Genomic DNA, 14,252 nt, shown 5'->3' with positions numbered 1-14,252 from the left:
GAGGTACTATGAACCGCAGCGACTTAAAAATATTTAAACCCGAATCCCTTGGCCAAACCGATGACGCGGGCGGCTATCGCTCAAAAAATGTCGTGGTCAACGGCAAGCTATCGGATTTATTAACCCCGATTTCAGACATTGATCACGCCCGAAGCGCAATCGACATTATTAAGTTTTATCCCACCGTGGATACGCCTGATGCTCAATTGTTGGGAGATGGCCATGTGTATATCAGCCAGCCGCTAACCGATCCTAAAGTGACGGCATTATTGATTGAATCAGACGCCTTGAATGATGCTAGCACCTTAGCTGATATGCGTGAAATCTTAGGCAGTGCGGTGACGCCGGGCTTGCGTTTACGCACCGGCTTAAGTGGCTTAAGCAAAAACCAAAACGTGATCAGCGCGATAGATTTAGAAACAGGCGCGGCGCAAGGTGAGCCAACGCGGGTGAGCTTGTCTATCGGCCAAATCGTTGCTATTTGCGTCGAGTATGACGGCGAAGAAGACGCAACATGGCCCCGTCGCAATCATTATGTGCAGATTACAGCTTATGATAGCGCACAGCGATTGTGGGTATTTGAGCCTGCAATCGCGTGGCCTACCCCAGAGCGTGACACTGTGATTAATGGTCAAACTAAATGTTCAGTATTGCGCCGTATTTCCACGGCGACCGAAACATTTAAAGCCCACGGTGTAAGTAAGTTAACCGCGCCAAGCAGCGGCCAAACCTTGCAGGTTGAAGCGGCGCAGCAATCCTTGTTGCCCGTGATCAACACCGAGAAAAAACATCTTGGCCAAAACCCCAATGGCGCACAAAGCGACATTGTGCGCACCGTGGCCCAGTTTAGCGCTACATCATCAAGCACTTATCGGGTGGTGGTTGATGCGCCCACCTTGGATTTATTAGAAAAATATCCTGCCACCGTGTCATACACCAAAGGCGGCGAGTTGAAAACCGAGCAAGATGCCCTTGTTCGCGCTGAGTACGACGGCAACGAGCGATATATTCAAGTGGTGCTGGCAGAGCTGGCCGACGCAGGCAGCTTTGTCAGCGTGTCGTATATCAGCGCCGATAATTACGAGTACCGTGAAATACTCACCACGGCCAATGCGAACCCGCTAGCGATTGCCAAGGGCAGCTTGCAAGGCACATTTGATGCTTTAGCGGGCGGAACTACTCAATATGTGGGCCAAATCACCGAGCGGGACGATGGCGTCTATGGCACCGATGGCAATGGCACCGTGCGTCTTGCCATTGTGGATTACGCGGCGGGCACTTATGTTGATATTAATAACCGCATGCGCTCTTTGTTTGGTCTTGCGGTGAAATCCACGCCGACCGCTGCCGAGGCGCGTTTTGTGTTGCCTTTTAACAACGTATTGCTTGAGTCGCTTTATATTAGCGTGACCACGGCCACCAATACCCAACTTAGCGCCAGCGGTGACAATGCTGGTGTAATTAGCGGCACGGGCATCACCGGCAGCGTATCAGGCAACGTGGTTGAGCTGACGTTTAGCAGCCCCGTAAAATTGTCCACCTTAACTTACGATGTAACAGAAATGGTCAGCTTGTTGCCGCCCTCTGATCGCTATGGCATCAATCCGCTAAGGGTGCCCAAAGGTGGCCTAGTGGACATTTATCGCCCGTGGGGTGTTTTGTGCTTATCCGATTTAAAAAGCCAACTGATTAGCCCCGTCAATGGCGCAAACCATACCGTACGCGCTAATAGCCGTATTGATATTTTAGACGCGAATCAAAAAAGCCTTTGGACAGCGGCCAACACGCATTTTAGTTATGCGGGCACCACTGTCACCATTAACAGCGACTTTGCTGGATTCACCGGCCCGTTTGTTTTAACCGATAACGTCAGCGAGCTGGCCTTAGTCACGCAAGTGGTCGGCAATGAGGTGAGTTTATCCGAGCCGTTAGCCAACAGTTATCCGGCAGGTGCCACGGTGGCCAGTGTGCAAGTGCTAGGTGATTTACAAGCGCGCATTGTTAATCCAAGAGTATTAAGCAGTTTTAACAATAACTGGGATAACGACAGCGCGCTGGCCGTGGCCAAGTTAAACCCTGATTTTCCGATTGAAACCAGTAACAACAGTGCGATAAACGAAGATTGGGCGCTAGTGTTTACCAGTCCCACTGCATTTCGTTGCATTGGCCGCCGTTTTGGTCAAATTCAAACGGGGGACACTTTAAACCCCTTTAGCGCATTGAATGTAAAAACCGGTGATGTGATGTTTACCATCCCCGTTGAAGCGTTCGGCGCAGGGTATAACGCGGGGGAGGTCATTCGCTTTCAACAAGTGGCCGCCAGTCGTCCCGCTATGTTAGTGCGTGCAACCAATCCCGGTCACAGCAATATCACTCAAGACTCATTGACTTTAGCTTTTAGAGGAAACGCATAATGGCAGCACCGATTTTATACAAACATGATGATCCCGGCGCGCCGCAATTAGACGGTAGCAAGGGCAGTATTCTTAATATGTTAATTAAATGTCTAGTTGAGGGGTTTGGAGCTAGAGCGGGCGCTGGCTGGCAAATTGCTTTTGATTTAAGAGCAGAGCATTGCGCTATTTTAGCGCCCAGTGATAACGGATGGTTTTATCGTTTTAATGATGCGCACACAAGTGTTTTTGGGTCTGCATACTGTTTATTCGATACTTGTGAAAGCTTCATTGATTTTAATAATGTATCGTCCGTTATCTCGTATCCGCCGTTATCTGGCCGTGTATCAAATGCGCTCCACCAAGGCATTTTACGCAGCACAAATTGGTGGGTAGTAGCTGATAACAACACATGCTATATCATCACAATTCATCAAGGTCACCCAATGTTTTGCTGTCTTGGCCGAGCAAAAGCTGGAGCAACAAACACAACACAAGTTTCACTAGGAGCTGATGCATACTGGTCTGATGATGACGCTTATAAATTAGGTCGGCCAGATAGAGGTATTATTGATTTCCCTATATCAGATAATATTCATAAGCAAACGCATGATATGCTAAAGACCACATCAAATTTGATATCAGGTGGGAAAGCAAATTATGGCACACAGCCTTTATATAGTGACGGCCTATATACAGGAATAGCGTTTAGGGATTCATCCAATCGAGTGACTTGCGTGATGCCTGGTTTTTTTGGGGCGCTTTTTAGCCCACATACCCAAAAAGAATTCGGTGAAACAGACAGTGAATATGTTTACTTCCCTGGTTATGCTATATCACTAAATGACTGGTGGGTTTAATGCTCTTACCCTTGATTGGCAATATCAGCAACAGTGATATTGTAACTAAAGTGAATGGGACTGTTACTGATAGCAATGGATCTCCAATGGGAAATTGTCGCTTGGTCGTGCTAAATGAAAGCAATCTCAGTGTATTGACCACGGCGATGACCACTGCACAAGGCACATTTCACATCGTTAGAAGTGCATTTAAATACAAACCACTAACCATTGTTGCGTATGATCCAACAGGAAAATATCAAGCGTTAGCTTTTAACGGCTTAATAGCTGAGTAGGGTAATTATGACGCAAGGAGTGTTGTTTCAGTTTACTCAGATTCAGCAAGTGGCAGCACTGCCGATTACGCTTCAATTTGGAGGGGGGCAGCCAGAGCCCACCATTAGAATTCAATTTGAAAGGCTCAACCAAAAACAGCTTTGGCCACTGCATGTTAAATTTGGTGATGGCAAGCCTGCGCCGGTGGTGCCCATCAAGCGGCCCAATATCGGCATTGAATGGCAACTTTCCACCGGTGGGCCAGTGCTATGCAGTCAGCACATTGAGGTCAGTAGCTTAATCGAAACCATCCGAACTGAAATCAGACTAAACCAACATCGCTTGGCATTACAGCGCCAAGCGGTGCGGGCTAGCATGAAGCGCTACCCAATGCAGCGCCAAACCCATGTCATTAGCACCAAGCGTTTGGGCAAACAAAGCCAACGCTATGCAATCGGCTGGCAAAACGCGCCATTGCAAAGCGCCAGCATTAACGTCAACTGGCAAGCGGGTGACGTGCAGCAATCAGATTGGTGCGTTCGCTACATCAAAGGGCAGTTTCAAGCCGCTGATATTCATCTGGCTTGGCGCGGCGCGATCCACTTGAGCGAGTCAATTAAGCTGAGTTATGCGCTAGATGAAGCGATCCAAGCTGAAAACCATTGGCGCTATGGCCCAAAAGTCGCGGCAGTAATTTGTACCTCGGATTACAAACCCCAAAAAGGCAAAGTGACACTGCGCTTTAGTGGCGTTCGCCAGCCTCAAGCTAATCCGTTGGTCATGCGCTTTATTGCTGAGCCTGAATATTGCTATTGGGATGAAGGCGGCGGCTTAATTGATGCCCATCCTACCTTGCCCGACATTGATTTTAACTTGCCGATTGGCCCACAAATCAGAAGGTCTTATATTATGAAACCAACCGTTAGTTGCCAGCGCTTATCTGATGGCCAAGCCATTGCATTAAAATCTGCGTCTTATCAGCATGGACGAGAACAATTTGCAGGCACTTGGTCGGTGGCTTTTGGCTCCCGCATTGATATGCAGCGCGCAATGAATCAATTACTTGAATTGAACGTGAATGGTTATTTGTTTCTGATACTGATTGAGCAAAGTAGCACCTCGCACGCGTTTGGCTCTCAGTCATGGCTTGGCACCGGTCGAAGTCGTTTGGCCGAGTTATCAGCGCCATACCTTGAAAAGTCCTCGATGAGTAATCAAACTCAGCGCAGCTTGCTGGGCATTATGAGCGATATTTTAGTAAACACCGGCTGGACGGTCACAGCTGATATTGTCGATCACATTATTCCCGCTCATTGCTTTAGCTATCGAGACAAAACACCTGCAGAAGCCATTGCCGCGATGGCGAAATCATGTGGCGCTATGCTGTTGGTTGACGATGCTGCTCGTAGCATTCATTTGGTGCCGAAATGGCCAGTCACGCCTTGGAATACTCAAGTCGCGGTCGCTGATGTGGTACTTATTCCAAATGTAATTACGGCATTCAGTGAGCGCAAAGAAATTCGGCCAGTGGCCAATAAGGTGCTGGTGCGAGGGGAGCAGCAAGGCGTGGCTTGCGGTGTACGCAGACAAGGCACACCAGGCGATAAGTTTGCTGATGATGTGGTGGACAACCTGATCACCGATGTTCAAGCAGCGCGCCAACGCGGCACTGCTGTGCTGGCAGATGCTGGCGACAAGATAATTAACACCATTAAAACTAAGTTAATGCCTGATTTACTGCCCATTACACCTGGTATGCTAGTTGGTGTGTCGTATGACGCAGAGGTATTTAAAGCCACATGCGATAGCTTAGCTATTGATATTAGTATCGACAATGAGGGTAAGCTGAGTGTTAACCAAACCATTACCTTGATGAGAAACGCTGCATGAGCAATGCCTATCAACGCTTTTCAGGGCTACTCAAGCCCCCAGCGCGCACTATCGCGACGGTAGTGAACGTGCACAATAATGGCACAACTACCGTAAGACATAGCAACGGCTCATTTGAGTTAGTATTAGGCGATAGCATCGCCTCAGGAAAGGTTTACATTAAAGACGGTGAACTAGTGGCCCAAGCGGCCAACTTACCTTACAGTGAAGTTGAGGTGTGATTTAACAGTCGTTTAAGCACGTTTAATAATATTTAATTTTAAATAAGTAAACTTAGTAAAATAGGCTGTTGGTTATGATTTTTCAATCTAACCGAATTTTCTTTCTAAACTATGTGGCGCGCTACAGCGCTTTTCATATATGGATTATTAAATCAAATAGTTAAACTTTAAATGCAGATATTTGCTTAGTTACATCATCAGACAAAGCTTTCACTTTACTGCTGTTAGCAAGGGTTTCGCGGCTTCCTTCACCTGTTTGCGAAGAAATGACACTGATGTTTACCATCGAGCGTGCCACCTCTTCCGCCACTGCTGCTTGCTCAGTGGTCGCAGATGCGATTTGATGATTCATGTCATTAACGCGCTCAACTTGTTTTACTACCACATTCAAGTTGTCACCGGTTTTGCCCGCAGCAACAACACTTTCACGCGCCGTATTGCGGCCTTGCTCCATGGCTCGCGCAGCACCTTTTGCTAACGATTGAAGTTTTTCAATCATTTTCTGAATTTCTATAGTGGAATCTTTCGTACTATGAGCCAAACTTCTTACTTCATCCGCCACTACCGCAAAACCTCGTCCAGCCTCACCTGCTCGCGCTGCCTCAATGGCCGCATTAAGGGCTAATAAATTGGTTTGCTCTGAGATACCTGAAATAACATTTAGCACTTCGCCTATTTCACTTGAGCCAGCTTCAAGCTCATTCACCACCGTCACAGCATGCTCAACCTGGCTAGAGACTTGGTTAATTGAATCCAGTGTCTCATTGATTAATAGGCTAGCTTCACGCACCACATTATTGGTTTCACTGGTTGCCTCGGATGCTTGTGCGGTACTGGCTTCGACTTCTTTAACAGCTAATGTCATCTGCTCTACCGCACTGACCACTGTATCAACATCTAACATCTGTTTTTGCACGCCGGTATTGGTCTGATTTGCAATCACGGCTAATTCATCCGCAGACAAATTCAACGCGCTTAAACTAGATTGAACTGATCTTAGCAGCCCCTGAAAAGAGTCCAACATGGTATTTATTTCACGACTTAAAATACCCATTTCATCTTGACTGTCGATGTTAATTCTTACCGTCACATCCCCCTTGGCAACTAGGCCCATAGCATTCACAATCAAGCCAAGTGGCTTAACAATTGAACTAATGATCAACCAAGAGGTAGCAATGAGAGCGAGTAAAATGGCGACAAAAATGCCCCCCTTACTCCAAAGACGTTCAATGTATAGCTTTTCGATATCATCTAAATAAACACCAGAGCCTAATACTATTTCCCAAGGCGCAAACTCAGCCGCATACGACAATTTTGCATCAGGATTTCCACCTGGTGTTTTTGGGAAATGGTATTCAAAGTAACCCGATCCGCCCCCCATGCGCACAGACTTTAAAATCTCGCGATACAGATAAACGCCATAACTGTCTTTGGTTGAACCAACGTTACTACCAATTTTACTCGAGCCTTTCATACTGGCTTTTAAAACAAAATCGTTATTAAAAACAAAAAAGTACCCATCATCGCCATAAGTCATTTCAGAAAGTTGCTTAAAGGCTAACTGCTGCGCTCTTTCTAATTCCATTTCGCCACGAACAACTTGCTCTTGATAGTGTGTAAACACCCCTTTAGCAGCTTCAACTTGATATTTTAGCTGCTGCTTTCGCTCCGCTAGCATACTGTCTTTTAGCTCTAACGCGCCAAACCAAGCCATTAGGAGGATGGACAAAGATGCTACAGTCACCAAAAAAGAGATCTTACTTTTAACCGTGAGGTTTTTAATATAGTCCATTAGTTACCCGATATATTATGCAAATAGTCAATAGTGAGAACAATTCTCATCTAGACACATGTGCAGCAATATAGCAAAAGTAAAGGTAAGACCACAACTCACCAAATAATGAAATATATCCCTTAAGATATATTTCTGATGTATGTGTGATGCATCAGCGGACTTAAATCTTATTTATGTTGAGTTTATTCAGCGGAGGGATAAAGCATAAAATATATGTATAACTTCATCATAAAATATACAAGTTTCTGTGTTTACAGTATTTGTTAGTGGGGTGTAGAAGAAGAATAAATAAACTGTGATGGAATGGTAAAACTAAATCGACTACCAACGCCTACTTCACTCTCAATTTCTAGGGCACTGCTATGGTGACTTAACGCATGCTTTACAATAGACAAGCCTAAACCTGATCCACCCGTCTCGCGTGATCTAGCCTTATCCACACGGTAAAAACGTTCAGTTAAGCGTGATATATGTTCAGGGGCAATACCGTTACCTTTATCGGTTACGGCAAAGTGCGCACCTTTATCTTGCTTAAGCCATTGCACTTTAATTTCACGCTTGGCTGGCGTGTAATAGACCGCGTTATAAACCAAGTTAGAAATGGCACTGCGCAGCTGCTCTGCATCGCCGCGCACTTTTAATTCTGGGTTTACTTCAAATACTAATTTGTGGTTTTTATCACCACTTAACGTTTGGGCTTCTTTTTCCACTAAACCCAACATAGAAGGGACATCAACCGTTTGCTCGAGATCGACATCCGGCGTAGCTTCAATCCGAGATAATGTAAGTAGCTGCTCAACCAGCGAGTCCATTCGCGCCGTTTGCTCGGCCATTACATGGTGAGCCTTGCCCCACATACCTGAACTCGCTTCAGGGGCATCTTCAATCATTTCAAGGTACCCTTTTAGCACGGTTAAAGGCGTTCGCAATTCATGGGACACACTGGACACAAAATTGCGACGCATCGCTTCTAATTGGCGAACGTGTGTCACATCTCGAGCCACCAGCATATTTTGCCCAGAGGTATAAGGCATGATACGAAATTCTAATAGTTTGTCGGCTTGCACTGGAGAAACCACTTCAAGCGGGGTGTCAAAGTCACGCGCTTTTAAGTAATCAACAAAGTTAGGGGTGCGGATCAGATTACCAATATGTTGTCCCGCGTCTTCCGGCCAACGAAAGCCTAATATCCCTTCAGCAAGGCGGTTGCACCAAATAATGCTGCCATCGGTTTTAAAGACTACCGCGGCATCAGGCAAAGCTTCGGCCCCTTCTCGAAAGCGGCGAATAACACTAGCAAGCTCTCGACGGCGAATACGGTGTCGCTGTTGCAACTTATAGATACCGTTAAATACTATTTCCCAGCTGCCTCGTCCATTTGGCGGGATCAAACTGCGATCATGCCAGAGCCAGTCAGCCAACTTCTTCTGGTTGTTATAATGCCAAGCAAGATGTACTACTGTCGCGATTAACAGACATAACACCAAATCATCAACAAGCAAACCAATAATGAAAAAGGGGACATAGAAAAACAGCACTCGCACAAAAAGTATCATCCAAGAGAAGGGTTGCAACATAGAGCGTACCGTTTTCCTTTTGTCTATCCAGTCAAAATAGTCTGGCTAAATCCGTTTATAAAGCCTAGCTACATTCGTGTTGAAAAGCGATAACCTGCGCCACGTACCGTTTGAATCAATCGGTCATGGCCTTCATCTGCTACCGCCTTACGTAAACGACGAATGTGAACATCAACAGTGCGGTCCTCAACATAAACATTGGTCCCCCACACATTATTGAGCAACTGCTCACGGCTATATACGCGCTCAGGATGAGTCATGAAAAAGTGCAACAATTTAAACTCTGTTGGCCCCATTTCTAATGGGTTTTCATTAGCACTGACGCGATGAGAAACAGGGTCTAATTTAAGACCTTGTACTTCAATCACATCATCTAAAGACGTCGGTGAAACGCGGCGCATCACCGCTTTAAGTCTCGCCATCAGCTCTTTAGGTGAAAAAGGTTTAGTGATGTAATCATCGGCGCCCACTTCGAGGCCGCGGATCTTATCTTCTTCTTCACCACGCGCTGTCAGCATCACTACCGGAATTTGACGCGTAATGTCATCTTGTTTTAGCTGTTTTATCAGTTGGATCCCGGTACCACCAGGCAACATCCAATCTAATAAAATTAAGTCAGGAAACGGTTCAACTAATTTCTCTAATGCCATCTCGAAATCAGACGCTTCAATTGCCTCATAACCTTTTTGTTCTAGTACAAAACAAAGCATTTCACGAATAGGAGCTTCATCTTCTACTACAAGTATTCTTCTAGACATCTTGTAACTCTATATTTATTACGATTGACTGCATTATTAGTTGTTTGTATGACACTTATATGACAAACAAGCTTTGACTTGAGCAAAAGTGATATTTTTGTGACGTTAAGATGAAAAAACCTTGCAAAATAGAGATTCCTTTCTCACAGCATAAAAACTTACTAAATTCGGTAATAACGATATAGCCGCTCGAATATTACGATAGTTCACTAAGGTAAAACAAGGGTTAAAGTACTTCCAATTGATGTTTTATTTACATCCACGCGTGTACTAAGTTGTTCTTTCATCTCAGAAACATGGGAAATCACCCCGACCATGCGACCACTACTTTGTAAATCCATCAAGGTTCTTACCGCTAAATCCAAAGACTCTTGGTCTAAGCTGCCAAAGCCTTCATCGATAAAAAGCGTGTCTAACTTAATACCACCGGCGTAGGCTTGCACCACTTCAGAAAGCCCCAGCGCCATCGCCAGCGCCGCCATAAAACTTTCGCCGCCACTTAACGTTGCCACCGAGCGCACTTTACCTGTGTATGCATCTTCTACTTCTAGCTCTAGCCCTGACGCTTTATTGCCTTTCGCTCTTTCTTCTTTGCGCAATAAGCGATACCGACCCTTACTCATTAACTGTAGTCTGGCACTGGCATCTAGCAACACATCGTCCAGTAACACACTCAGCACAAATCGCTGTAAGCTAATCTTATTTCCTGTTTGACCATTGGCGACATTAGCCAGCGTGCCGACAACTTCGTATTCTTGTTCAACCTGCGTTATCTTTTTGCCCAGCTCAGCTAATTGCAGTGCGGCTTTTTGCAGCTGCTCGGCACGGTTGTGTAGCCCTTGCCAAGTCGCTTCGGCTTGTGCTTTTTGCGCCAATAGCCTCTCAGCTTGCTGCGTTAATTGCGCCATATCGGGCTCGTTAATATCGGTTAACTTTTCGGCTAACTGAGCGGTATTGGCTTGATTTTTTTGGCAAGCTTGTTGATAAGCATTGATTTCTTCAGTCAGGGCGCTGATTTCCGCTTTGGTTAAACAAGCTTGTTTGTAAGCAGCCAGATCGGCAAAGTTTGCCGCTGCTAGCTGATGATTAAACCCAGTTAACGCCTGCTCTTGGCGCGTTTTACTGGTTTCATTTTGTTCTATCGCAGCGGTGTTCGCCGCCTGCAGTTGCGCCAGTGCGGTTTGCGCAACTTGGTGCTGGTCTCGTATGGTTTGAATATTAAGCTCAAGCTCAGTCAGCGCTTTTGTCGCTGCGGTAATGGCCCGCTCAAGTTGCGTTAGGGAGCTAAAGTCAGTGGGAATTTGCTCGCGCAGGCTAGCCTCTTTACCTTGCAATTGCGCCAACTGACTTTGTAATTGGTTCACTCTTTTAGACTCAGCGTCGACTTGTTGGCGCAGTGGCTCCTCTTGTTGCTGCTGTTGCTTTAAGCGCTCCGTAATGGTTTTCACCTGATTTTGCGCCAATTGCGCCTGTTCAACTTGCCCCTTTAGCCCCTGCAGGTGCTGGGTTAACTGCTGCGCACTGTATTGAACATATTCCCCCAAACTTAACGCCAGCTCAGCAACAAATTGCTGTTTTTCCGTTAGCTGCACATTTAAGCTTTTGTATTCTTGGCGTGCGCTGGCCAAGTCCTGCTGCGCCTTATTCGCCTGCTGGGTTAACTGCTCTAATACCGCTTCTGTGGGGAGGTCATGTTGTGGCTGGGCGGGCGCAGGATGCGAACCACTACCACAAACAGGACATGGCAAGCCTTGCTGCAGGGTTTGCGCCAAAATGGCCGCTTGACCTTGATGCCAGCGTAATTGCGCCTGATTAAGCTGCTCACGCTCCTTTTGTTCAGCAAGGTTTAACGCCTTGCCATTAACCAAAGACTGTTGCAGCCTTTCGCCTAGCAAAGCTAGTTCAGCACTGGCCTTAAGCCACTGTTGGTGGGTTTTTTCGTGAGCTTGTAAAGCATTAAATTGCTGCTGCAAATTAAACAATGGCTCAGCCAGTTGTTGCTGCTTTGCCAGCTCGGCGTCATCACTTTGCTTTTGTTGTAAACATTGCGCCAACTTATGCTCAAATGTTTGCAGCTGTTGCTGGCCGTTCAAGCGCGCGGTTTCGGCTTGTTTAATTTCACGAGCAAGTTCAGCAAGAGCGTTAAAAGGCACAGTTAAGCCATTAAGCTTTTGTAACTCAGCTTGCTCAGCTTTAGCCTGCTCGTTTAACTGCGCTAATTTAGCAAATTCAGCTGCTTTTTCGCTGGCTACCCGCTGCCCTTGTTTTAATTGCTCTTCACTTTGCTGCAACGCTTTTTGGCTTAACTGCGCCTCTTGTTCGCGCGCCAAATAGAATTGGTAACTAGGCTCAATCTGCTGAGCTTGCTGGGCACGCTCACACCGTTGCTGAGTTTGCGTTATCACGCCGCTTTGCTCATCTAGCTTAAGCTGCTCGGCTTTTAATTGGGCTAAAGCAGTAAAGTCCGCGGCAATACTTTTGGCACTAACAAGAGCATGATTAGCTTGCTCGTATGCTTGTGTGTGAGCATTTTTTTGCGTTAAGGCATCCGCCAGCTTCGGCGCAAGCTTAGCTTGCTCATCTTCTAGGGTAATCCCTTCTTCAAGCTCTAAGGCATTGATCATACCGGCGCGTTGATTGGCAAGCGCATCGTTTTCTTTACGCAGCGCCGCCGCTTGGGCTTTTAGCTTGTCTTCAATCTTGCGATATATTTGAGTTTGAAACAGCTGGCTAAAAATCTTTTCTCGCTCTTTCGAGTCAGCCATTAACAGCTGGCGAAATTTGCCTTGCGGCAACACCATCACTTGACGAAATTGATCCGCATCCAGTCCGGTTAACTGCTCAATTAAAGCATTGGCCTCACTGACTTTACTCGGTACCAATAACACTTCTTGCTCGCCATCTACGCGATATAACTGCGCCTCTGGTTTTTGGTCTGTGGTGCCCTCACCGTTTTTTTTCGGCCTTGCCTGCTCCGGTACACGGCGAATACGATAGCGCTGCGACCCTAATTCAAACTCAAAGGTGACTTCGGTCAGTGTCGTTGGCGCGGCATAATCACAGCGCATCTGCGCCGCTTCGCGCTCATCGCCGGTGCTTTTGCCATATAAAGCAAAACAGATGGCATCTAAAATCGAGGTTTTACCCGCGCCAGTGGGACCATTGAGTAAAAACAGCGGGTTTTGCCCGAGCTTGGCAAAGTCGATGGTTTGAGTATCAGCAAACGGGCCAAAGGCCGTCATGGTTAAATGAATCGGTCTCATTGGCTTTGCTCCTGCTGGTGTAGCTCATCTAAGGTGGCGTTAATACAAGCTTGTTGCTGCTCACTGAGCGCCTCTCCTTGCACCTGCGAAAAAAAGTCACTAAACATCGCCATTTCGCCTTTTTTGATGTGATCAGTGCGCCGCTCTAATTGCGCCGACTCCGCCATCAAACCGGTGCGTTCAATATGCAATACATTGGGATACACTTGGCGAATTTTACCTATCACATCCAAGATCGCGGTTTTATCCAGCAAGCGCACCATAATGTAATCATCAAGGGCAGAATCTTGCTCACTACTGGCAATAATGTCCGCCAAAAATCCTTCAATAATGCGCACATCACGCAGCGGCGTTAACGGCAACAGCTCAACCTGCGCGGGTGCATTGTCAGCCAGCTCTACTAAGGTGACGGATTTGTTTTGGTGCTGCTCACTAAAGGAATATTTCAAGATTGAGCCGCTATAACGCACATGAGGTTGCCCCTTGTATTGAGGGCCATGTAAATGACCTAATGCGACATAGTCAAACTCACTAAATAAATTGGGCGCAATTTTATCGGCGCCGCCAATGCTTAAGGGGCGCTCTGACTCACTCTCTTCGCCGCCATCTAAAAAGCAATGACTGACCACCACATTTTTGACTTTATTGTTACTGGCATCAATCTGTTGCTGCACTTGTTCAAGTAACACTTGCATCGCTTCTTGATGGCTAGTTGCAGCGGTATCAAACACACTGCGCACCGTGGCTGGTTCAACGTAAGGTAATGAATAAAAAGCCGCGCTAACACCTGAACGCCCTTTAATCACTACCGGCGTTATTTGCTCATTCAATGGGCCGGTAATATGCAAACCACTGGCTATCATTTGCGCACTGGCAAAACCTAACCGCTCAGCGCCATCGTGATTGCCCGCAATCATCACCACAGGAATAGCTAACTCTTTTACCAAGGTTGTTAACACTTCATTGAGCAAACTCACCGCTTGCGCCGGCGGCACCGAGCGATCATAAATGTCACCCGCCACCACTACCGCGTCCACGTGATGCTGCTGGGCTAACTCAATAATTTGATTTAATACATGGCGTTGATCGTCAAGTAAAGATTGGTTATGCAGTTGACGGCCAAGATGCCAATCAGAAGTGTGAATAAATTTCATTGAAATAATAAATGCCTAGTAAAAAAATGAGGAGTGGCTCGCCGAAAACAAAAAAGCCCAAAGCAGGGATCATAATAAGCTAAAAA

General features: G+C 46.4%; 10 protein-coding genes. 5 read left to right on the top strand and 5 right to left on the bottom strand.

The genetic code is table 11. The features are described 5' to 3' along the window. Nucleotides 1-8 precede the first annotated feature (8 nt). The 5 genes from K6Y31_RS06230 to K6Y31_RS06210 all read left to right on the top strand — a co-directional run bounded on the left by K6Y31_RS06230 (nucleotide 9) and on the right by K6Y31_RS06210 (nucleotide 5,619). On the top strand, nucleotides 9-2,414 hold the full coding sequence (locus tag K6Y31_RS06230) for a hypothetical protein (RefSeq protein WP_233051943.1): 2,406 nt from the start codon (nucleotides 9-11) through the stop codon (nucleotides 2,412-2,414). After that, entirely contained in the window at nucleotides 2,414-3,253 is an 840-nt protein-coding gene (locus K6Y31_RS06225; protein WP_233051942.1) for a hypothetical protein, read from the top strand. Before K6Y31_RS06230 ends, K6Y31_RS06225 begins: the two co-directional genes overlap by 1 nt. A gap of 86 nt (nucleotides 3,254-3,339) precedes the next feature. Then, complete coding sequence (locus K6Y31_RS06220; protein WP_233051941.1) at nucleotides 3,340-3,528, top strand: hypothetical protein; 189 nt, start codon at nucleotides 3,340-3,342, stop codon at nucleotides 3,526-3,528. A 7-nt stretch (nucleotides 3,529-3,535) separates the two neighbouring features. Further along, the gene (locus K6Y31_RS06215) at nucleotides 3,536-5,398 is read left to right on the top strand and encodes a hypothetical protein (protein ID WP_233051940.1); all 1,863 of its coding nucleotides are present in this window, start codon (nucleotides 3,536-3,538) and stop codon (nucleotides 5,396-5,398) included. After that, nucleotides 5,395-5,619: a hypothetical protein gene (locus tag K6Y31_RS06210; protein ID WP_233051939.1), complete on the top strand. Its 225-nt coding sequence runs from the start codon at nucleotides 5,395-5,397 to the stop codon at nucleotides 5,617-5,619. The genes K6Y31_RS06215 and K6Y31_RS06210 overlap by 4 nt, the downstream gene beginning before the upstream one ends. Nucleotides 5,620-5,779: 160 nt before the next feature. Here the strand turns inward: K6Y31_RS06210 and K6Y31_RS06205 are convergent, their stop codons facing one another. The 5 genes from K6Y31_RS06205 to K6Y31_RS06185 form a co-directional block, all read right to left on the bottom strand. Next, complete coding sequence (locus K6Y31_RS06205; RefSeq protein ID WP_233051938.1) at nucleotides 5,780-7,411, bottom strand: methyl-accepting chemotaxis protein; 1,632 nt, start codon at nucleotides 7,409-7,411, stop codon at nucleotides 5,780-5,782. A 266-nt stretch (nucleotides 7,412-7,677) separates the two neighbouring features. Further along, nucleotides 7,678-8,991 carry a phosphate regulon sensor histidine kinase PhoR gene (gene phoR / locus K6Y31_RS06200; protein ID WP_233051937.1) on the bottom strand — a complete coding sequence of 438 codons (1,314 nt, stop codon included), beginning with the start codon at nucleotides 8,989-8,991 and terminating at the stop codon, nucleotides 7,678-7,680. A 68-nt stretch (nucleotides 8,992-9,059) separates the two neighbouring features. Next, nucleotides 9,060-9,749 carry a phosphate regulon transcriptional regulator PhoB gene (gene phoB / locus K6Y31_RS06195; protein ID WP_232801826.1) on the bottom strand — a complete coding sequence of 230 codons (690 nt, stop codon included), beginning with the start codon at nucleotides 9,747-9,749 and terminating at the stop codon, nucleotides 9,060-9,062. A 209-nt stretch (nucleotides 9,750-9,958) separates the two neighbouring features. Beyond that, a complete protein-coding gene (locus K6Y31_RS06190) occupies nucleotides 9,959-13,012 on the bottom strand; it encodes an AAA family ATPase (RefSeq protein ID WP_233051936.1) in 3,054 nt (1,017 codons plus the stop codon). Further along, nucleotides 13,009-14,166 (bottom strand): exonuclease SbcCD subunit D, encoded by a 1,158-nt coding sequence (locus K6Y31_RS06185; RefSeq protein WP_233051935.1) that lies wholly within the window; start codon nucleotides 14,164-14,166, stop codon nucleotides 13,009-13,011. The genes K6Y31_RS06190 and K6Y31_RS06185 overlap by 4 nt, the downstream gene beginning before the upstream one ends. Nucleotides 14,167-14,252 lie beyond the last annotated feature (86 nt).

The sequence above is a fragment of the Motilimonas cestriensis genome (assembly GCF_021295315.1).
In the GTDB taxonomy this organism is placed as follows: Bacteria; Pseudomonadota; Gammaproteobacteria; order Enterobacterales; family CBDFNC01; genus Motilimonas; species Motilimonas cestriensis.
Note: the sequence above shows the minus strand (reverse complement) of the source record. Positions and strands in the feature narration are given on the sequence as shown.